At 63.8% G+C, this 19,065-nt stretch carries 20 protein-coding genes; 5 read left to right on the forward strand and 15 right to left on the reverse strand.

All coding sequences use genetic code 11. The features are described from left to right. Positions 1-68: 68 nt before the first annotated feature. On the forward strand, positions 69-614 hold the full coding sequence (locus BSG19_RS17995; RefSeq protein ID WP_092989472.1) for a gamma-glutamylcyclotransferase: 546 nt from the start codon (positions 69-71) through the stop codon (positions 612-614). On the opposite strand, the gene BSG19_RS18000 is transcribed toward BSG19_RS17995, so the two are convergent. From BSG19_RS18000 to ftsE, 4 genes are all read right to left on the reverse strand, one after another. Then, a complete protein-coding gene (locus BSG19_RS18000; RefSeq protein WP_092989390.1) occupies positions 611-1,411 on the reverse strand; it encodes a lysophospholipid acyltransferase family protein in 801 nt (266 codons plus the stop codon). The genes BSG19_RS17995 and BSG19_RS18000 overlap by 4 nt on opposite strands. Positions 1,412-1,522: 111 nt before the next feature. Beyond that, positions 1,523-2,242 carry a YdcF family protein gene (locus BSG19_RS18005; protein WP_092989391.1) on the reverse strand — a complete coding sequence of 240 codons (720 nt, stop codon included), beginning with the start codon at positions 2,240-2,242 and terminating at the stop codon, positions 1,523-1,525. A gap of 153 nt (positions 2,243-2,395) precedes the next feature. Continuing rightward, the gene (locus tag BSG19_RS18010) at positions 2,396-3,346 is read right to left on the reverse strand and encodes a cell division protein FtsX (protein ID WP_092989473.1); all 951 of its coding nucleotides are present in this window, start codon (positions 3,344-3,346) and stop codon (positions 2,396-2,398) included. 85 nt (positions 3,347-3,431) lie between these two features. Next, positions 3,432-4,091 (reverse strand): cell division ATP-binding protein FtsE, encoded by a 660-nt coding sequence (ftsE, locus tag BSG19_RS18015; RefSeq protein ID WP_062595674.1) that lies wholly within the window; start codon positions 4,089-4,091, stop codon positions 3,432-3,434. Positions 4,092-4,337: 246 nt separating this feature from the next. Between ftsE and BSG19_RS18020 the strand changes: the two genes are divergently transcribed. The 3 genes from BSG19_RS18020 to BSG19_RS18030 all read left to right on the forward strand — a co-directional run bounded on the left by BSG19_RS18020 (position 4,338) and on the right by BSG19_RS18030 (position 6,026). Continuing rightward, a complete protein-coding gene (locus BSG19_RS18020; protein WP_092989392.1) occupies positions 4,338-4,964 on the forward strand; it encodes a hypothetical protein in 627 nt (208 codons plus the stop codon). Between the two features lie 61 nt (positions 4,965-5,025). Then, positions 5,026-5,577, forward strand: a complete 552-nt coding sequence (hpt, locus tag BSG19_RS18025) for a hypoxanthine phosphoribosyltransferase (RefSeq protein WP_092989393.1) — start codon at positions 5,026-5,028, stop codon at positions 5,575-5,577. A gap of 89 nt (positions 5,578-5,666) precedes the next feature. Next, on the forward strand, positions 5,667-6,026 hold the full coding sequence (locus BSG19_RS18030) for a response regulator (RefSeq protein WP_092989394.1): 360 nt from the start codon (positions 5,667-5,669) through the stop codon (positions 6,024-6,026). Positions 6,027-6,231: 205 nt separating this feature from the next. Here BSG19_RS18030 and BSG19_RS18035 read toward each other — a convergent pair whose 3' ends face one another. The 4 genes from BSG19_RS18035 to argH all read right to left on the reverse strand — a co-directional run bounded on the left by BSG19_RS18035 (position 6,232) and on the right by argH (position 12,277). Then, complete coding sequence (locus BSG19_RS18035; RefSeq protein WP_092989395.1) at positions 6,232-8,931, reverse strand: TIGR02302 family protein; 2,700 nt, start codon at positions 8,929-8,931, stop codon at positions 6,232-6,234. A gap of 150 nt (positions 8,932-9,081) precedes the next feature. After that, positions 9,082-10,356, reverse strand: coding sequence for a diaminopimelate decarboxylase (gene lysA, locus BSG19_RS18040; protein ID WP_092989396.1), 1,275 nt, complete (start codon positions 10,354-10,356; stop codon positions 9,082-9,084). Between the two features lie 22 nt (positions 10,357-10,378). Continuing rightward, positions 10,379-10,735, reverse strand: coding sequence for an LPS translocon maturation chaperone LptM (locus BSG19_RS18045; RefSeq protein WP_092989397.1), 357 nt, complete (start codon positions 10,733-10,735; stop codon positions 10,379-10,381). 138 nt (positions 10,736-10,873) lie between these two features. Then, entirely contained in the window at positions 10,874-12,277 is a 1,404-nt protein-coding gene (gene argH / locus BSG19_RS18050) for an argininosuccinate lyase (protein WP_092989398.1), read from the reverse strand. A gap of 45 nt (positions 12,278-12,322) precedes the next feature. Between argH and BSG19_RS18055 the strand changes: the two genes are divergently transcribed. Next, positions 12,323-13,003, forward strand: a complete 681-nt coding sequence (locus BSG19_RS18055; RefSeq protein ID WP_092989399.1) for a thiol:disulfide interchange protein TlpA — start codon at positions 12,323-12,325, stop codon at positions 13,001-13,003. 59 nt (positions 13,004-13,062) lie between these two features. On the opposite strand, the gene BSG19_RS18060 is transcribed toward BSG19_RS18055, so the two are convergent. From BSG19_RS18060 to BSG19_RS18090, 7 genes are all read right to left on the reverse strand, one after another. After that, positions 13,063-13,935 (reverse strand): 3-hydroxybutyryl-CoA dehydrogenase, encoded by an 873-nt coding sequence (locus tag BSG19_RS18060; RefSeq protein ID WP_092989400.1) that lies wholly within the window; start codon positions 13,933-13,935, stop codon positions 13,063-13,065. A 227-nt stretch (positions 13,936-14,162) separates the two neighbouring features. Then, positions 14,163-15,092 carry an electron transfer flavoprotein subunit alpha/FixB family protein gene (locus BSG19_RS18065; RefSeq protein WP_092989401.1) on the reverse strand — a complete coding sequence of 310 codons (930 nt, stop codon included), beginning with the start codon at positions 15,090-15,092 and terminating at the stop codon, positions 14,163-14,165. Between the two features lie 153 nt (positions 15,093-15,245). Beyond that, positions 15,246-15,995, reverse strand: coding sequence for an electron transfer flavoprotein subunit beta/FixA family protein (locus BSG19_RS18070; protein ID WP_092989474.1), 750 nt, complete (start codon positions 15,993-15,995; stop codon positions 15,246-15,248). 357 nt (positions 15,996-16,352) lie between these two features. Next, positions 16,353-17,135 (reverse strand): rhomboid family intramembrane serine protease, encoded by a 783-nt coding sequence (locus tag BSG19_RS18075; protein WP_092989402.1) that lies wholly within the window; start codon positions 17,133-17,135, stop codon positions 16,353-16,355. Positions 17,136-17,218: 83 nt separating this feature from the next. Then, entirely contained in the window at positions 17,219-17,797 is a 579-nt protein-coding gene (locus BSG19_RS18080) for a cob(I)yrinic acid a,c-diamide adenosyltransferase (protein ID WP_092989403.1), read from the reverse strand. Between the two features lies 1 nt (position 17,798). After that, on the reverse strand, positions 17,799-17,996 hold the full coding sequence (locus tag BSG19_RS18085; protein ID WP_092935449.1) for a twin transmembrane helix small protein: 198 nt from the start codon (positions 17,994-17,996) through the stop codon (positions 17,799-17,801). Positions 17,997-18,048: 52 nt separating this feature from the next. Beyond that, entirely contained in the window at positions 18,049-18,897 is an 849-nt protein-coding gene (locus tag BSG19_RS18090; protein ID WP_092989475.1) for an SDR family oxidoreductase, read from the reverse strand. Positions 18,898-19,065 lie beyond the last annotated feature (168 nt).

Here is a 19,065-nt window from a genome sequence, read left to right on the forward strand (position 1 = left end):
TAGGAGGGCAGGACCGGCGGATATGTCCGGCATGTGACGATGGGATGGACCTTTCAGTGACGGACCTTGTGGCAACGGATTCAGACGACCTCTGGGTGTTCGGCTATGGCTCGCTGATGTGGAATCCGGGCTTCGCTTTCGTCGAGCAGGCCCGAGCCCGGGTCTTCGGTTATCGCCGGGCGCTCTGCGTTCACTCCCATGTGCATCGCGGCACCGCCGAGAGCCCCGGCCTCGTGCTCGGCCTCGATCTTGGCGGTTCCTGCCTTGGTATGGCGTTCCGCATCGCGCCGGATGACCGCGAGGCTGTCCTCGCCTATCTGCGCGAGCGCGAACTGGTAACCCATGTCTACAAGGAACGCCTGCTGCCGCTGCGTCTCGCCGACGGGCGAACGGTCATGGCTGTCGCTTACGTCATCGACCGGGCCCACCTGCAATATGCCGGCGCGCTCCAGGCCGACGAGGCTGCGCTGATCGTCGCGCATGCGCGCGGGCGCTCGGGCGAGAATGTCGATTATGTCATGAACACGCTCGAACATCTGCGGGCGATGGGCATTTGCGATCACTGGCTGGAAGAGGTTGGTCGCGGCGTGCAGGTTCTGCGCGCCCGGCGCTAGGTCTTGTCCGGCACCGTCACGCCGAGTTCGGCAAGCCGAGTGCGCGCGGTTTCCGGCAGGGGAAGATGCGGATTGTTGCGGACGGTTTCGATGAGCAGTTCGTCGCTTGCCGTTTCCGTCACCGAAATCAGTGTCTTCAGGAAAGTATCGCTGTCCAGTCCCGCGCCGATGGGCGGGAGAATACGGACCTTGAAGTGGCCGGGGAAACGCAGCGTCGTGCTGCGGGGCCAAAAGAGACCCGGATGCATCGCGACCGGCACGACGGGCACCTGAAGGTCACGATAGAGACGCGCGATGCCGTATTTGTAGTCTGGCGGGGCGCCGGGTGCCCGACGCGTTCCCTCGGGGTAGATGATCAATTGTCGGCCGGTGGCGATTTCAGCCTTGGCGCGCTGCATGACCGCGGCCATGGCCCGGCCGCGGGCCGCGCGGTCCACCGGCACCATACGTTGCTTGGCGACGTACCAGCCGAAGAGCGGAATGCGCATCAGCTCCCGCTTGAGGATGAAGAAGGGATCCGACAGCCACGGCAGCAGGGCATATACGTCCCAGAAGGACTGGTGTTTGGGCGCGAGGATGTAGACGCCGTCCTTCGGGATATTGTCGAGCCCTTCGATCTCGAAGGTCGTGCCGACGATCACCCGCATCAGCCAATGGTTGCTGCGCGCCCAGTTCTTCGGCACGAACCATGAGGTCTTGCGCGATACGAGAAAGTAGACCGGCGTCAGCACGATCATGCGCATGATGAGGTTCGCATAGAAGATGACGTTGAAGAGAACCGAGCGAAGGCGAATCATGGAGAGCTTTCGGAGAGCGAGCGGCAGCACGGATGAACCGTGCGGTCCCGGGTGCCTACACGAATAACGGCGTGACGAAAACCGGGATCTCGTTTGCGGAGGCTGTCGCGCCTATTGTCCGGTCTGCGCGCGCTCGGTGCGCAGGCCGCTGTCCGTCGGTGCGCCGAGGAGTTCGCGCAGCGAGGCGACCGTGAGTTTGGCATATTCGGTCAGGATCGACTTCAGCACCATGGGGTTGGCCATCCAGTTCGTGCTTTTCAGGTCGGAATTGACGACCGGGTAGGGCACGAAGGCGATGCCGGGATTGGCGCGGCGCAGCTCCAGCAGGCTGCGGGGCATGTGGTAATTATTGGTGACGACGAGGATGCTTTTGTAGCCATTGTTGCGAATCCAGTTCGCCGTCTCATGCGCATTACCGATCGTGTCGATGGCGTCGTGGCCGATATCGACGCAGCAGCGGAAGAGATCGGCGGAGCTTTGCGTGTTGCGGCGGATCTGGCTGCTCGTGGTGGTGGGGTGCACGCCGGAAATCAGCAGTCGCTGGCCGGCGCCGGCCTTCAGGAGATCGACCGCCTGGTCGATGCGCTGGAAACCGCCTGTCAGCACGACGATGGCATCGGCCTTGGGATTGGCTGGTGGCTGAAGCGAGGCGACCTGATCGGCGAAATAGAGAAGGCTTGCGGTTGCGCAGCCGGCAACCACCAGCATGACATAAAAGGTCAGGCGGACGAGCTGCCGCCGGAAGCTGACATGCCGGCGCGTTCGCCGCGCAAGGCGCTTGCGCTCGGTTTCGCCGGAAGTCTCCGCCTCGGAGGTTTCGTCCGCCATCATGATGTTCTTCCACCGCCGCGCCGGATATCTGCGGTTCGACGGGACGGGTGTTGCGATGCTGCGCGACCGGTGGACCAGCTTTGCGCCTTAACGATGGCTTGAACGGATGAGGGAGCGAAAACGGAACGGGGGGAGGGCGCGGGCATCGGGATCTCACGAATTCGGGATGAGATCGGCCCGTGCGGGGTCGGAGCGGATGCGGTCGATTTCGTAGATGGTGCGCATGACTGTGAAGCGCGCCGTGAGCGTGGTCAGCAGGGCGATGACGAGCATGATGGCGGCAATACCAAGATAACCCGTGTAACCGATCGTGAAGGTGCCGAAGAGAGCCGTCGCCTGATCGCTCTGAGGCGTGGCGAGCGAGCGCGACTGCCACCAGCCGGCTGCGGCAAACGACAGGGCTGCCAGCAGGCCGCCCGCACCCGCGCCCTTGAAGCTGATCTTCAGAAAATGCTTCTGGAATTCGGATGCGACGAAGCCGGCTTCCGCGCCGACGAAGTGCAGCACCTCGACAATATGCCGGTTGCCAGAAAGCGTGCCGCGCGTCGCGAAGATGACCGTGAGGACCATGGCGGAGAAGACGAGGGTCAGCACGCCGGTGCCGATGAGCGCCGTCGTGTGCGCCATCGCCACAAGCCGGTCCACCCATGTGCGGTGATCGTCGAGCGTTGCCTGCGGGATTTCCCCTGTCAGGCGCGTGCGCATTCCAGCGAAGTCGGGAGGGTTGCGCTCGTCTATGGTGATGATGACGAGGCGGGGCACGGGCAGTTCGTCGATATCGAGGCCTTCGCCGAGCCAGGGTTCCAGAAGGCGCGCGGTCGCGGTGCGATCGACGATACTGCCATTGACGGTGCCGTCGAAGGTCAGCGCGATGTCGCGCGCATCACGCAGCGCCTTTTCCATGTCGAGCCCTTCCTCGGGCCGGATCTGGATGGTCACCTCGCGGGAGATCTCGCTCTGCCAGCTCTCGGCCGTCGACCGGACCATGGAGACCGCGCCAAGCGTGAGGCAGGCGAGGAAGGACATGATGGCGATGACCAGCATCAGCGCATTGCCCGAGACATTGACCGGGGGAACGATGGGCGCCATCGGGCGAACGCGCATGGCGGCCTTGCGGCCCTCCGTTTCCGGCGCTTTCGCCTGGGCGGTGCCCTTCGGCACACGGGCCGGTGTCTTGCGGGGGGAGGCGTCAGTCATAGATGTCGAGCCGCCCTTGCGACAGGATCATGCGGCGCGCTTCCACCTGATCCATCAGCGAAAGATCGTGCGTTGCGATGACGACGGCGGTGCCGAGGCGGTTCAGCTCCATGAAGAGGTTGAGCAGGCGGCGGGCCATCGGCGGATCGACGTTGCCGGTGGGCTCGTCGGCAAGCAGGATCTCGGGCCGGTCGATCAGGGCGCGGGCGATGGCGGCGCGCTGTTTTTCGCCGCCCGAAAGGACCGGCGGCAGGACGTTGATGCGCTCGCCCAGGCCGACCCATCCGAGAAGCTCCAGCACGTCGGAGCGATAGGACGATTCGTCCTTGCCCCGGACGCGCAGCGGCAACGCGACGTTCTCATAGGTCGTAAGGTGATCGAGCAGGCGGAAATCCTGGAAGACGATGCCGACGCGGCGGCGCAGCATGGGCAGTTCGTCGCGCGGTATGGAGGCGATGTTGCGGTCGAACATGCGAATCAGGCCGCGTGTAGGCTGCAGCGACAGGAACAGAAGGCGCAACAGCGTCGTCTTGCCGGCGCCAGAGGGGCCGGTGAGGAACTGGAAGGACTTGCGTGGAATGTCGAAGGTCAGGTCGCGGAGAATTTCCGGTCCCATGCCGTAGCGCAATCCGACGTTTTCGAAATGAATCAACTTCCAGCCTCTGAGATGGGCGCTCTACCGCCAGGGTGCGGGCGCGCTCCGGCCAGCATGGTTAAACACTGGTTAATTTTCCCTTTAACGTCACATGCAAAAACGTCGCTTTGAGGGCCATGGAGGCATCAAGACCTCGCGAAAGGGCGTTGATGAGAGCTCGTTTCCATTCTGTTAACCCTTCGCCTTTACCTTTCGGAAAGGAATTCCCTCGTCTTCGGGCGAGCATAGGGTGGAGGACGATGCATGGCCGGCTTTTCGAGCGCTTCGCGTAAGGTCGATCTTCTGCCACCGGAACCAACGCGCCGGTCGCGCCCCGCACCACGCGCGCTCCGGCGCGCCGATGCTGTGGATGCCGTGTTCGAGGTGGTGCCGCTTCCCCGCGCTCCGGCGCCACGCGCTGCGCCGCGTTCACAAAGCTCCGTCTATCCTGTAAGGGCCGGTTCCGGCTTGCTTCAGCGTGTCGAGCGACAGTTGCATCGGATCTCGCCGCGCGTCTTCGCGGGCCTGACGCTCGGGCTGTGTGCTGCTGCCTTCGGGCTGGCCATCACGCTTGCACCGACAGCGCCGCAGGCCGCTCCAGCGCTTGGTTTCGGCGATGTGCGGACCGAGCTTCAGGATGCCTCCGGGCTGAAAGTCGTCGCCATCTACGGCACCGTGGTCAATCCGACGTCTGCATCGCGCGAGATTCCGGCTATCCGGGTCGATGTCGCAGCAGCGAGCCGACGCATGACGGCCGAGGGACAGGTCGCGGGCAGTCGCACCCTTGCGCCGGGCGAACGTCGCGCCTTCTCCGCACGGCTGCCACATGAAGGTGGCTCGGCGCCCATCGTGCAAATTTCCTTCGGCCCGGCGGGTGCTTCGCCGCGCTGACTGTGCTAACGCCAAGCCTTGAAGGACGCCGGACGGCGTCCCGTCGCCTGGAGCCATTGCCATGCCCGTCGTTCGCGGAAAGATGATCGAGACGCTGTTTTCGCCTGAGGTGATTGCGACGCGCAACACGCAGATGGCCGCCGAAATCGTCAAGGGCCGGAATGACGATCTGCTGGTCATTTCGGTGCTCAAGGGCTCGTTCATTTTTGCAGCCGACCTGATCCGCGCCATGCATCATGCGGGACTTGCGCCCGAAGTGGAGTTCATCACCCTGTCGAGCTATGGCACCGGCACCGTGTCGCGTGGCGTCAAGATCATCAAGGACATCGACAGCGATCCGCGTGGCCGGGATGTGCTGCTGATCGACGATATTCTGGAGTCCGGCCGGACGCTCCGCTTCGCCCGCGACCTGATGCTGGAGCGCGGCGCGAAATCCGTGTCGATCGCTGTTCTCCTCGACAAGAAGGTGAAGCGAGAAGTCGATTTCGAGGCGGATTTCGTCGGTTTCGAATGCCCCGACTATTTCGTCGTCGGATACGGCATGGACGTCGCCTACGCCTTCCGCGAGCTGCCCTTCGTGGGTGTGGTGACCGGAGACGCCGACAAGATCTGAAAGAGCTTATCTGCTTCGAAGCGTATCCTCTTTACGGTTTTCAAAGGAAACTCTGCGCTTTGTGGGGTTCCGAACCGTAGGAGGCCATGATGGCAAAGATCCTGATCACAGAGGACGAGGACTCGCTGCGCCGCTTCGTTGCGCGCGCATTGCAGATGGACGGGCATGACGTCGTGCAGGCCGGCGATGGCGCCGAGGGCCTTGAGTTTCTGCACGGCGCCCCGTTCGACCTCCTGCTCTCCGACATCCGAATGCCGGTCATGGACGGCATCGCCCTTGCACACGAAGCCGCTGCGGCCTTTCCCGGGCTGAAGATCCTGCTGATGACCGGCTATGCCGAACAGCGCGAACGTGCCGACGACCTTGCCGACAAAATCATCGATGTCGTGGCGAAACCCTTCAGCCTGCCGGATATTCGCAAGGCGGTTGCGGGGGCTCTGGCGGCTTGAGGCTGTTCGAATTTGAGGTTGCGGCGGCCCCTCATCCGGCTGCCGCCACCTTCTCCCCGCGCGCGGGGAGAAGGGACTTGTGGTGACCGTCTGATCATCTCCAGGTTCCGCTTTTAGAGCGCGTGAGTGCCGCATCGCCCTTCGCCCCGCTGGCGGGGAGAAGGTGGCGGCAGCCGGATGAGGGGCTGACCCAGCCCCAAACGCCTCACCGAATATCCAGCAATCGCTCCAGATACTGCCGTTCTACGTCCGGCGAGACGTTGTTGCCGAGCCGACGGCGGATTTCGTCGAGGATTTCGCGCGCGCGCTGGGTGTCGATCTCGTCGGGCACCTTTACCTGATCACCGAAATCCGGGCCGGGGTTCTGCTGACGGCGACCCAGAGGATCGCGGCCGTTCTGGCCGTATTGCGGGATGCCCTGTCCGGGGCCTTGCCCCTGGCCCTGACCCTGGCTCATCTGGTTCATCATGTCCTGCGCGCCCTCGCGCAGGGCCTGCAGCGCACGGCCCTGACTGCCCACGGCCTGTTCGCCCTGACCTTCGCCCAGCTGTCCCGCCGCGCCCTTCATCTCCCGACCTGCCTGTCCAAAACCCTGGCCGGGCTTGATACCCATGCCCTCAAGGCCCTTTTGCAGTTCGCCGAGCTGTTTCTCCAGAGCCTGTTGCTGGCCTTGCAGATCCTTCAGGGCCTGACGCAGCTGTTCCTCGGTCATCTGTTCGGTCGGGTCGCCGCCCTGCTGTTGCCGATCCTGCTGCTCGCCCTCTTGCTGCTGGCTCGGATCGCCCGGCTGCTGGTCGAAAAGGTTTTCGTCCATCATCGGATCGCCCATCTGCATGCGGTTGCGCAGGGCCTGATCGTGCTTGAACGTCTGTTCCATCAGCCGCTGCTGCTCCTGCATCAGCTGGCCGAGCTTGTCCATCTGCTGGCGCATCTCGCTGTTGTCCTGGCCCTGCTGCATATCCTGCGGCGAGCGGCCAGCCTGGAGATTGTTCATCATCCGCTGCATTTCCGACAGCATCTGGCGAGCCTGGTCCTTGGAGCCCGATTTGGCGAGGTTCTCGATCTGGTCCATCATCTTGTCCAGATCCTTGCTGCTCAGCATGTTCTCCATGTTCGGGCGCGCCGCCATTTGCGGGTTCTTCATCGCCTGCTCGGCAAGCGCCTGCATGAATTCCTTCATCGCCTCGCGCAGTTCCTGCATCGCCTTGGCGATCTCCTCGTCGGAGGCGTTGCGCTCAAGCGCGTCCGACAGCTTCTGCTGTGCTTCGCGCAGATTGCGTTCGGCAAGCGACAGATTGCCGTCCTCGATGCCGAGCGCGACTTCCCACAGATAGTCGGCAGTGCCGCGCATCGTCTCCTCGTCCCGCGCAAGCTCCATGCGGCCCTTGGCGGACTGGAGCAGGAGGAAGTGGGTGAGGTTGGGAATGTTGTCTTCCGGGCGGATGTTCAGTGCGTCGTTAAGCTCGATCGCGCGGGGGAGGTCCTTGCTGTTCAGCGCCATCACCTGGCGCTCTTCCGCCACAGCGCCAGCGAGCGGCTGGGTGAAGCGGCGGGCGGGCAGGATCATGTCCTGCGACGCGCTACGGCCCTCCTGTCCGGCGGCATCGCGTGCCACCAGCGTGATGCGCACGCGCTTGCCGGCCAGCGGATGCTCCGACAGATTTCGGCTCGCCGTGGCCTTGGCATCCTTGGCGTTCCGGCGGGGAAGGTCGAGCCGGTACTCTGGCGCAGGATAGAGCGGCGTCGCTTCTGCCGGCTGTGCTTCGGCCGGCACGATTTCTGCAAAAGCTTCGCTGAGGCCGTAGTCGTCCTTTGCGATGAAGGGGATCTCAAGCGCGGCGTTGACCGTGGCCCGTGGTGTGCCATCGAAGGCGATGTCCGGCACGGCATCGGGGATCACGGCGAACTGCCAGGTCTCCCTGCCGACCGTCAGCGTGCCGTCGCGGGTGATCTTGTAGAGATGGGTGCTGTTGTCGATCGGCGCTTTGGCGGCTTCTTGCGGGGCCGGTTCCGCATTGCCGTCCGCCGTTTCCTGCCCCGTTGCCGGCGCCTTCTCCGGCTGTTGCGCCGGGATCGACGTTGCCGCGGTTGCGCCCTTGTCGAGGAAGGTTACGGCCGTATCGGTGGCCGTTCCCGCGCTGGTAACGCGCACGGTGACATCACTGAACTGCGGAATGCGGAACACGCTGGCCTCGGCGCTCTCAGGCTCTGCACCTGTCGCGGGCTGATCCTGCCGGCCGGTGAGGAAGACCGGCGCGCGGCCGGTATAGGCTGGCGGCGTGACCCAGGCGTCAATGCGCACATCCGGTGGCGCCACGATGTTTTCGGGAATGCGGAAGGCATCGGAAACGAGCCCGGCGCGGTTGGAATAGGAATAGGCGAAGGCGACGGCGACGAGGAGGACAGGCAGAGCGCGCAGGCCCAGTCCGTCATGGCGTGCGATATCGGGCCGGGGCAGGCCGGTTTCGAGCGCGCCGATCATGCGGGCCATGCGGCTCTGGTGTTCGAGCCAGAGCGCCTGCCCGAAGGCGCCGCCGGTTGCCGGCTTGTCGTCCTGAACGCCGATGGCCTGATGCGGCAGGTCGTTGCGTTCTTCGAGCAGCCGGTCCGCCTCGTGCGTATCCGGCAGGCGGACGCGGAAGACCGGCACCAGAGCCGCGATGAAGGCGAGCACGAAGGTCAGAAGCAGGGCGGCATGCACCAGCGGCGGTACGGCGCGGAAGAGACCGAACCAGGCTGCAGACAGGAACACGAAGGCAACGGCCAGCGGCGGCAAGGCACGAGGCGCCAAGCGCTCGGCGATAATGACGAACCGCGCAAAGCCGCGCTTGCGGGCCAGTGCGCGCGCCATCCCCGACACGGGATCTTCGCCACCCGAATTCGTCTGCCGCCGGAATTCTGCCATCCGTACCGTCCTGCTTATGGGTCAGAGCCTCTCGTCACGCGATTCCCGCGCGGCGAGGGCCCGTTTGCAGGTCAAGGATACCATTGTTTGTGGCGAAGACGAGGGCGAGAACGCAATCGTGAACGTGCACCCCTTGCTTGCGGGTGTCGCTCAGTCTTCCGAAAGCCAATCGGGAAGGCTGTCGAGGCCGATCAGGTCTTCGATGGTGGTGCGGGGGCGCACCACGTGGAAGCGGTTGCCCTTGACGAGAACCTCCGGCACCAGCAGCCGTGAATTGTAGGTGCCCGCCTGCACGGCGCCATAGGCGCCGGCCGTGCTGACGGCGAAAAGATCGCCCGGACGCGGCATCGCCATCTCCCGGTCGAGCGCCAGATAGTCGCCGGTTTCGCAGACCGGGCCGACCACATCCGCTGTGATGCGCGGGGCGTTGGCGGCGGAGATGCGCACCGGACGGATCTCGTGATAGGCCTCATAGAGCGTCGGGCGAATAAGGTCGTTCATCGCGGCATCGACGATGACGAAGGTCTTCGACCCGCCATCCTTCACATAGATCGTTTCGGTGACCAGAATGCCGGCATTGCCGACGATCAGGCGGCCGGGCTCCATGACGATGCGGCAGCCGAGGCCGGCGAGCTGGTCCTTGACGATCGCCGCATAGGCATCCGGCAGGGGCGGAGGATTGTTGTCTTCCTTGTAGGGCACGCCGAGGCCGCCGCCGACATCGACATGGTCGATGACGTGGCCATCGGCCCGCAGCGTTTCCACCAGATCGCGCAGCACCTTGAAGGCGTCCTCGAACGGCTGAAGGTCGGTAATCTGGCTACCGATATGCATGTCGATGCCGGTGACCTTGATGCCGGGAAGCGTCGCTGCATGGGCGTAGACGGCACGTGCGCGCTCGAAGCCGATGCCGAACTTATTTTCCTTCTTGCCGGTCGAGATCTTCGCGTGGGTCTTGGCATCCACATCCGGATTGATGCGGAAGGAGACGTGCGCCTGACGGTTCAGACGCACGGCGCGGGCGTTGAGAACTTCAAGCTCCGGCTCGGACTCGACGTTGAAGCAGTAGATGCCGGCCGCGAGCGCCAGATCTATTTCGCCGGCGGTCTTGCCGACGCCGGAGAACATGATGCGCTCGGCCGGAATGCCCGCCGCCAGCGCGCGGGTGAGTTCGCCGCCGGAGACGACGTCGATACCGGCGCCGAGGCGGCCGAGCGTCTTCAGGACGGCCTGGTTGGAATTGGCCTTCATCGCATAGCAGACGAGTGCGTCGACACCTTCGAATGCTTTCGCGAAGACGGCGTAGTGCCGCTCCAGCGTCGCAGTGGAATAGCAATAGAAAGGCGTGCCGACAGCGCGGGCGATGTCGGTGACCGGCACGTCTTCCGCATGCAGAACGCCGTCGCGATATTCGAAATGATTCACGGGATGGGCCTTGGAGGAGCTGTCAGAGCAGCGGATCGAGGAGGAAGGGGCGCTCGGGAACGTCGGTCTCGTTACCGGTGCGGCCACTGCGGGCAGCCGCGTTGTCCGATCCGGGAACGACGTTCATCTGCGTGACGGCCGTTGTCTGGGCAGACGCATTGCCGGTTACGGCGGAACTGGCCGGGGCTGCGCCGCTCGCCGGGCGTACGAGCCCGGACTGGACGGCGGATGGCGCGCGGGTCGTGTTCCCTGCTTCTTTGGCAGCCTGTGCGCGGGCGACGCTCGGACGCTCGAGGTCTCCCTTGCGGCCGCAGCCGGAGGCCGTCAGCACCGTTGCCGTCAGAAGCAGCGCCGTCAGGGCGGCAGTCCGGAATGTCATCGTCGCGGGTCCTTTGCGAAGGCGGGCGGTTTCTCTTAACTGTTTTTCCAGGACCGCGCACGTTCGAAATTCTGATGGATCGCCCGGGGAAAATGATGGGTTTACCCGGAGATCGATGTCGTCTTGAGACGGGTTGCCTCAGTTGCGCGCGCGCCACCAGGCGATCTGCCGGCGGACTTCGGCAGGAGCCGTGCCGCCAAACGAGGTGCGGCTGGCGACGGAGGCCTCAACGGTGAGGACGTCAAAGACCTTGTCGGTGATCGCCTCGTGGATGGCCTTGAGGTCTTCGAGGCTCAGTTCGCCAAGGTCGCAGCCCTTGCTTTCGGCCAGCGCCACGGCACGGCCGGTGACGTGGTGCGCATCGCGGAAGGGCAGGCCGGCTTCGCGGACCAGCCAGTCGGCAAGGTCGGTCGCGGTGGAGAAGCCGGAGCCTGCTGCCTTTTTCATCCGGTCGGTGTTGATGGTCATGTCGCGGACCATGCCGGTCATCGCGGCAAGGCCGAGTTCGAGGCTCTCCGCGCTGTCGAAGACCTGTTCCTTGTCTTCCTGCATGTCCTTGGAATAGGCGAGCGGCAGGCCCTTCATGATGGTGAGAAGCGCGATCAGCGAGCCGTTGATGCGGCCGGTCTTGGCGCGCACCAGCTCGGCGGCATCCGGGTTCTTCTTCTGCGGCATGATGGACGAGCCGGTGGAAAAGGCATCCGACAGGCGGACAAAGCCGAATTGCGGCGTCGACCAGATCACGATCTCTTCGGCAAGGCGCGACAGGTGCGTTGCGGAAATCGCCGCGATCGACAGGAACTCCAGCGCGAAATCGCGGTCGGACACGGTGTCGATGGAATTGCGTGTCGGGCCGGAGAACCCGAGCGCCTTCGCCGTCATGTGCCGGTCGATCGGAAAACCGGTGCCGGCGAGTGCGGCCGCACCGATCGGGCTTTCGTCCATGTGCTCGATGGCGTGCCGCACGCGGGCACGGTCGCGGCCGAACATCTCGACATAGGCCATGCAGTGATGGCCGAAAGTGACCGGCTGGGCGGTTTGCAGATGGGTGAAGCCCGGCATGACCGTATCGGCATGTTCTTCGGCGCGATCGAGGAAGGCGGCGATCAGGCGTGACAGCGCGGTCTCGACCTTTTGCAGCTCTTCCTTGACCCAGAGGCGGAAGTCGAGCGCAACCTGATCGTTGCGCGAGCGTGCAGTGTGCAACCGGCCGGCAGCAGAGCCGATCAGCGTTGCCAGCCGTGATTCGACATTCATATGGATGTCTTCGAGGCGGCGGGAAAATTCGAAAGTGCCGGCTTCGATCTCCGACAGGATCGTATCGAGACCACCGAGAATGGCGTCTTTATCGGCAACGGAAATGATGCCCTGATGGGCCAGCATCTCGGCGTGAACCTTCGAGCCGCGAATATCCTGTGCATAGAGCTTCTTGTCGAAGCCGATGGAGGCGTTTATCTCCTCCATGATGGCATCGGGCCCGGACGCGAAACGACCGCCCCACATCTGGTTGGAGGTTTTCGTCTCGGAAGCGCCGTCAGCCATCGCAGATATCCGTTCCTTAAAAAGGTACAAGTCTTGAAAACCGACATGACAGACCCGGGAAAACCCCGCTCCGCCCTGCGGCTCGTGGCGCTTGCGGCCCTTCTGGGCCTCATCGCCGGTGCGGCTGCGGTATACGTCAGGCAAAGCGGGTCTGGCAATGCTCTGCAACGGGCTTCGCTGGGGGATGCGGGGCAATGTGCTGCGGCGTCCGACAAGATTGCGGGGCTGACGCCGCTGATGAAGGGGCAGGTCGCCGCCATGGCGCCCGCCGACCGGCCGCGGCTTCTGGAGGGACTGACCTTCAAGGACGGGGCGGGCAAGGATCTGACGCTTGCCGATTTCAAGGGCCGCACGGTGCTGCTCAACCTCTGGGCCACGTGGTGCGTGCCCTGCCGCGAGGAGATGCCGGCGCTCGACAGGCTGGAGACGGCCGAGGGGAACGACCGCTTCGAGGTCGTCGCCGTCAATATCGACACCGGCAGCGACGAGAAACCGAGAGCATTTTTGTCAGAAACGGGTGTGAAAGCGCTGAAACCCTATCGCGATGCCTCGATGAGCGTCTTCAGTGCCCTGAAGAAGGAAGGCCTGGCTTTCGGTCTGCCGGTGACGGTGCTGCTGGATGACAAGGGTTGCCTGCTCTCCGCCATGAACGGGCCTGCGGCCTGGGACGGCGAAGAAGGCCGCGCGCTGGTGCGCGCCGCATCGACGGGGAACGCCGGCTCCTGAGACAGCCGGCCTAAGGCAGCGGCCCGAGGCAGCTGGCCAAGAAACCGGCGAGGAGCCTTCTAACGTGTGGGAACCGGGGTTTCTCCGCGATAGTCGTAGAACCCACGGCCCGACTTGCGGCCGAGCCAGCCGGCTTCGACATATTTCACCAGAAGCGGGCAGGGGCGGTATTTGCTGTCGGCAAGGCCGTCATGCAGGACCTGCATGATCGACAGGCAAGTGTCGAGGCCGATGAAGTCGGCGAGTTGCAGCGGCCCCATGGGGTGGTTCGCGCCGAGCTTCATGGCGGTGTCGATGGCATCAACAGTGCCGACGCCTTCGTACAGCGTATAGATCGCCTCGTTGATCATCGGAAGAAGGATGCGGTTGACGATGAAGGCGGGGAAATCCTCTGCAACCGTGATGGTCTTGTCGAGGGCGGTGACAAACTGGCGGGCCGAGGCGAACGTGCCTTCCTCGGTCGCAATGCCGCGCACCAGTTCCACGAGCTTCATGACCGGAACCGGGTTCATGAAGTGGATTCCCATGAAGCGCTCCGGCCGGTCGGTTGCGGAGGCAAGACGCGTGATGGAGAGGGACGATGTGTTCGTGGCCAGAATGGCGTCCGGCTTGAGGACAGGACAGACGGCGACGTAGATCTTGCGCTTGACGCTTTCGTCTTCGGTGGCAGCCTCGATCACGAGATCGGCCGGCGAGAGATCGGTCAGGTCCGAGGAGCCCTTGATCAGCGTCAGCGCCTTCTTGCGCTCATCCTCGGTCAACTTTCCGGAGGAAACCTGGCGAGCCATGTTGCCGTTGATCGTGGCAAGGCCAGCCTCGATGCGGTCGGGCGCGATGTCGTAGAGGTGCACCTTGTAGCCCGCCATCGCAGCGACCTGCGCAATGCCGCAGCCCATCTGTCCCGCACCGACAATTCCGACATTCTTGATCATCAAGCCGTTGTTCCCCCATCGCAGCCGACGTTCAGGGCCGCTACAGCGCTTTATACCTGCTGCATCGTTTCATCCTGAAATCGATGAATGATGCAGTAGAGGCCTGTCTGAAAGTGATACCGGCTGACAGGGGTTTTTGCCAGTGCTTTCCGTCGTTCTCCGCATGTCTTCGAATGTAAAACGGCCGCATCGGGGAATGCGGCCGTTCAATTCTCAGTGTGTGCGGCTCACAGCGCCTTTTCGAGTTCCGGCAATATCGTGAAGATGTCTCCGACGAGGCCGTAATCGGCAACCTGGAAGATCGGGGCGTCCTCGTCCTTGTTGATGGCGACGATGACCTTCGAGTCCTTCATGCCGGCAAGGTGCTGGATGGCGCCGGAAATACCGCAGGCGATGTAGAGTTGCGGGGCGACGACCTTGCCGGTCTGGCCGACCTGCCAGTCGTTCGGCGCGTATCCGGCATCGACGGCGGCGCGCGATGCGCCGACGGCGGCACCCAGCTTGTCGGCGAGCGGCAGAATGACTTCCTGAAACTTTTCCGAGGAGCCGAGCGCGCGGCCGCCGGAAACGATGATCTTCGCCGACGTCAGTTCCGGACGGTCAGACGAGGAAAGAGCGTCGTTGACGAAGGTTGACAGGCCCGGATCGGCTGCCGCGGATACGGGCTCGACCGGTGCCGAACCGCCGGCGGCGGCCGGCGCAAACGTTGAGGTGCGCACGGTGATGACCTTCTTGGCATCGCTCGACTGCACCGTCTGGATGGCGTTTCCGGCATAGATCGGCCGTTTGAACGTGTCGGCCGAGATGACTTCGGTGATTTCCGAGATCTGGGCGACATCGAGCAATGCAGCGACGCGGGGCATGACGTTCTTGCCGACGGAAGTGGCCGGCGAGATCAGCACGTCGTAGCTGCCGGCAAGCGACACGAGCAGGGCGGCCAGCGGTTCGGCAAGGTTGTTGGCAAGGCCCGCGTCATTGGCGAGCAGGACCTTGGATACGCCGCCGAGAGCTGCAGCGCTTGCTGCGGCGGCATCTGCGCCGGCACCGGCGACCAGAATATGGATGTCACCGCCGATGCTGGTTGCGGCACTGATGGTGCGGGCGGTCGCATCGGAAACGGTCTGACCGTCATGATCCGCCAGAAGAAGAATGGCCATGTCGTATGTTCTCCTCAAAGTCTCAATCTGTCTTGGCTGCGGTCTCTTGCCTGTCTGTCTCGACGGGCATCCGGCAGCACGTCACGTGCAAGGGCGTCTGGGTGGAGCGGCCGCGCGGCCCCGAGGCCGGCGGTGGAGCTTCGTCCGAGGCGCCTAGAGCACGCCGGCTTCGTTCTTCAGCTTGTCGACAAGCTCGGCGACCGAGCCGACCTTGATGCCGGCCTTGCGACCGGCGGGCTCCTCGGTCTTCAGCACGGTCAGGCGCGGAGCGGTGTCTACGCCGAAATCGGCAGGCGTCTTCTTGTCGAGCGGCTTCTTCTTCGCCTTCATGATGTTGGGCAGCGAGGCGTAGCGCGGCTCGTTGAGGCGCAGGTCCGTCGTGACGACGGCGGGAAGCTTGATGTCGATCGTCTGCAGGCCGCCATCCACTTCGCGGGTCACGGTTGCCTTGTCGGCGCCGAGTTCGACCTTGGATGCGAAGGTGCCCTGGCTCCAGCCGAGCAATGCCGACAGCATCTGGCCCGTCTGGTTCGAATCATCGTCGATGGCCTGCTTGCCGACGATGACGAGCGAGGGCTGCTCGGCTTCGACGACGCCCTTGAGGATTTTGGCGACGGCCAGCGGCTCGACGGCAGCGTCCGTCTCGACGAGGATGGCGCGGTCCGCGCCCATGGCAAGGGCGGTGCGCAAGGTTTCCTCGGCCTTGGCCGGGCCGATCGAGACCACGACCACCTCGCTCGCCTTGCCCGCTTCCTTCAGCCGGAGCGCTTCTTCCACGGAGATTTCGTCGAAGGGGTTCATCGACATCTTCACGTTGGCAAGCTCGACGCCGGAACCGTCCGGCTTGACGCGGATCTTGACGTTGTAGTCAACGACGCGCTTCACGGTGACAAGAATTTTCATGGAGCCTTCCTTCATCGAATCTCGGCAGTTCATCTCAGCAGTGAAGCCGGGCCAAACGTCCCGGCGAGAATCTGACGCGCTGATACCGGGCGACGTGGATCAGCACCAGCACGTATGGTTTCCGGGTGGCGCCTCTCGACACCGATCCTGAAGCCGCAAGCTTTTCAGGCATCTGAATCATGGGATCGCATATTCCCGCGCCGCCCCGTCAGTCGATTGGCGACATCGATACGCGTTTTTCCCACAATTACAATCTTGCCTGAACGTGCTCCCGCTCCCGATGCGTAAATTACTGACCTTTACGTGCACGTCAATAGTTCTCGCGACGATTCTCGGAGAGATGTTGCCTGCCTTCTCTCATGGTCGTTTGCCCCATGGACCTGTTCCATCTTGCACCGGCGGGATCGCGCCTGGGGCGTCCTCCACGAGGCGCACGGCCTTCGGCACGACGACGACCCGGTCGAACAGGGGAACGCCCTTTCGGCGCATGACAAGGACCAGGAGAAGGCCGGCGATGATGCCGCCGACATGCGCGCCCCAGGAGACGTCGGCCGAGGGATCGACCGCCAGCATGTAGAACTGCTGGGCAATCCACAGTGCCAGCGGAATGAAGGCCGGCAATGGCAGGGGAATACGGAAGAGGACGAGCACCCAGACGCGGACTTTCGGGTGCAGCAGGAAATAGGCAGCGACCACGCCGGAAACGGCGCCGGATGCGCCGATCAGCGGAGCCTGCGAAAAAGGTACCACGAGGCCGTGCACCAGAGCACCGGCTGCCGCGCAGGCAAGATAGAAGATCAGAAATCGCACGTGGCCCAGTGCGTCCTCGACATTGTCGCCAAACACCCAGAGGAACAGCATGTTGGTGCCGAGGTGGTAGATGTCGGCATGCAGGAAAGCATAGGTTATATGGGTCGCGGCTTCAGGCACGACCGAGATGCCGGGCGCAAGCGTCGCATCCCCGAAGATCAGCGCCGGGATATAGCCGAAGGACAGGAGATCGGCATTGACAGTCGAGGCTTCCACGAAGAGCGGGCCTGTGAGGAAGAAGACCAGCACGTTCGCCACGATCAGCCCGATCGTCACGACCTGCAGGCGGATATGCTTCAGCTTGTTGCGATCGTGAAGCGGTATGAACATGGTGTCTCCTGCCGCACCGACGGCCTCAAGCTGATACCGGGCCTTACCGTGTGAGCCCGGGCCTTACCTTGTAAGGCCGGGTCTCACCGTGTGAGCCCGGGCACCCAAAGCACGTCGCCGCGACCCCGGTCGTTAAGCCAGCGGGCCGCAACGAAGAGGAAGTCTGAGAGCCGATTGACATATTCGAGCGCCGCCGGGCTGACCGTTTCGCCATCGGTGTGGGAGAGGGCGACCATGGAGCGCTCTGCTCGGCGCGCGATGGTGCGGGCGAGGTGCAGGTGAGCTGCGGCCGGGGTGCCGCCGTTCAGCACGAAGGAGCGCAACGGCTCCAGATCGGCATTCAGACGGTCGATCTCGCTTTCCAGACGCGCGACCTGCCCGGCAACGATGCGCAGCGGCTCGTAGGGCAGGGTCTCGCCCGTATCCGGCGTCGAGAGATCCGCGCCGAGATCGAAAAGATCGTTCTGGATGCGCTTCAGCATCTCGTCTACCTCAGGTTCGCTCGACGTCGTCAGGCGCGCCATGCCGATAGCCGCATTCGCCTCGTCGATCGTGCCGTAGCACTCGATCCTCAGGTCGTTCTTGAGGCGTCGTGGGCCGGCGGCAAGGCCTGTCGTGCCGTCGTCGCCGGTGCGGGTGTAGATCTTGTTGAGCTTGACCATGTCAGCGTCCTCCGCCGGTGATCCAGAGTGTCAGCATGATCAGGCCGATGGCGACGGCCTGCAGCAGGACGCGGGCCTGCATCAGCTTGTTGGAGGCATTGCCGCTGCCGCCCTTGGCCATGGTGATCAGGCCACGGATCAGCACGATGACGACAAGGCCCATCACGAGCAGGGTCAGGCCGGTAAGGAAGGAACTCATGCGCAGTCTTTCTGACGGCCGCTTGCCGTCCCACCAGAGAGGAGCCGGCCGCTCAGCCGAGGCGTCCGATAATGCGATAGAACAGGTCCGCCGGAAGCAGTTTTTTCAACCGCGCGCCCTGTTTGGCCGGTTGAGTCACAATATAGTGCGGTCGCGGGCGTTTTGCCGTCAAAGCCTTCACAAGAACGGCATAGACCGCTTCCGGGCCGAGCTTGCCACGGGACGGACCGCTTTCGCCGGTCAGCCGGCGCATCTGCCGGGCATATTCCTCGCGATGAACCGAGCCTTCGAGATCGATGTGACGGCGGATATGCGTTACCGCAGTGGCGGTAAAGCGCGACTCGATGGGGCCGGGCTCGATGAGGCTGACCTCGATGCCGGTGCCGGCAAGCTCCATGCGCAGGGTCAGAGAAAGGCCCTCGATGGCGAACTTCGAGGCATTATAGGCGCCGCGCCACCTGTAGGGCACGATGCCGAGGATAGAAGAGCACTGCACGATGCGACCGCGGCCCTGCGCCCGCATGACGGGAATGACGCGGCGGGTGAGGTCGTGCCAGCCGATGACATTGGTTTCGAGCTGCTGGCGAAGCGCTTCCGTCGGAAGATCCTCCACCGCACCGGCCTGCCCGTATGCGCCGTTGTTGAACAGCGCATCCAGCCGCCCGCCGGTGAGGGCGAGCACTGCCTCGACCAGCGACGCGATCGTCTCCGTGCGGGTGTAGTCCATAAGGAACGTCTCGATGCCTTCGGCTTCAAGGCTTTCCCGGTCTTCCTCCCGGCGGACGGTGGCGAAGACGCGCCAGCCTTCCCGGGTAAGAGCTCTGGCCGCGTAGGCGCCGATGCCGGAAGAGCATCCCGTGACGATGATGGTCGGCCGATCCGGGCGAGGGCTGTCTGTCATGGGGCTCTTGTCGATCTGAACGTTGCTCGCGGGCATGTGCACGTGACATGTGGACTTGGAGCGCTGGTTTCCCATATTCGCAGGCAGGTGACAATGTGGCGGCACCTGCGAGAATGGCTGGGTGAACGCCCGGGTGCGTGAACGTGCATGAAACCAAACCGCGGCGTG

Source organism: Rhizobium sp. NFR03, from assembly GCF_900111275.1.
GTDB lineage: Bacteria > Pseudomonadota > Alphaproteobacteria > Rhizobiales > Rhizobiaceae > Ferranicluibacter.

What these genes read in the sequence shown, in the direction of transcription:
- BSG19_RS18000 (WP_092989390.1), bottom strand. Translation starts at nt 1,411, where the DNA reads ATGATTCGCCTTCGCTCGGTTCTCTTCAACGTCATCTTCTATGCGAAC.
- BSG19_RS18005 (WP_092989391.1), bottom strand. Translation starts at nt 2,242, where the DNA reads ATGATGGCGGACGAAACCTCCGAGGCGGAGACTTCCGGCGAAACCGAG.
- BSG19_RS18010 (WP_092989473.1), bottom strand. Translation starts at nt 3,346, where the DNA reads ATGCGCGTTCGCCCGATGGCGCCCATCGTTCCCCCGGTCAATGTCTCG.
- BSG19_RS18020 (WP_092989392.1), top strand. Translation starts at nt 4,338, where the DNA reads ATGGCCGGCTTTTCGAGCGCTTCGCGTAAGGTCGATCTTCTGCCACCG.
- hpt (WP_092989393.1), top strand. Translation starts at nt 5,026, where the DNA reads ATGCCCGTCGTTCGCGGAAAGATGATCGAGACGCTGTTTTCGCCTGAG.
- BSG19_RS18030 (WP_092989394.1), top strand. Translation starts at nt 5,667, where the DNA reads ATGGCAAAGATCCTGATCACAGAGGACGAGGACTCGCTGCGCCGCTTC.
- BSG19_RS18035 (WP_092989395.1), bottom strand. Translation starts at nt 8,931, where the DNA reads ATGGCAGAATTCCGGCGGCAGACGAATTCGGGTGGCGAAGATCCCGTG.
- BSG19_RS18045 (WP_092989397.1), bottom strand. Translation starts at nt 10,735, where the DNA reads ATGACATTCCGGACTGCCGCCCTGACGGCGCTGCTTCTGACGGCAACG.
- argH (WP_092989398.1), bottom strand. Translation starts at nt 12,277, where the DNA reads ATGGCTGACGGCGCTTCCGAGACGAAAACCTCCAACCAGATGTGGGGC.
- BSG19_RS18055 (WP_092989399.1), top strand. Translation starts at nt 12,323, where the DNA reads ATGACAGACCCGGGAAAACCCCGCTCCGCCCTGCGGCTCGTGGCGCTT.
- BSG19_RS18060 (WP_092989400.1), bottom strand. Translation starts at nt 13,935, where the DNA reads ATGATCAAGAATGTCGGAATTGTCGGTGCGGGACAGATGGGCTGCGGC.
- BSG19_RS18065 (WP_092989401.1), bottom strand. Translation starts at nt 15,092, where the DNA reads ATGGCCATTCTTCTTCTGGCGGATCATGACGGTCAGACCGTTTCCGAT.
- BSG19_RS18070 (WP_092989474.1), bottom strand. Translation starts at nt 15,995, where the DNA reads ATGAAAATTCTTGTCACCGTGAAGCGCGTCGTTGACTACAACGTCAAG.
- BSG19_RS18075 (WP_092989402.1), bottom strand. Translation starts at nt 17,135, where the DNA reads ATGTTCATACCGCTTCACGATCGCAACAAGCTGAAGCATATCCGCCTG.
- BSG19_RS18080 (WP_092989403.1), bottom strand. Translation starts at nt 17,797, where the DNA reads ATGGTCAAGCTCAACAAGATCTACACCCGCACCGGCGACGACGGCACG.
- BSG19_RS18085 (WP_092935449.1), bottom strand. Translation starts at nt 17,996, where the DNA reads ATGAGTTCCTTCCTTACCGGCCTGACCCTGCTCGTGATGGGCCTTGTC.
- BSG19_RS18090 (WP_092989475.1), bottom strand. Translation starts at nt 18,897, where the DNA reads ATGACAGACAGCCCTCGCCCGGATCGGCCGACCATCATCGTCACGGGA.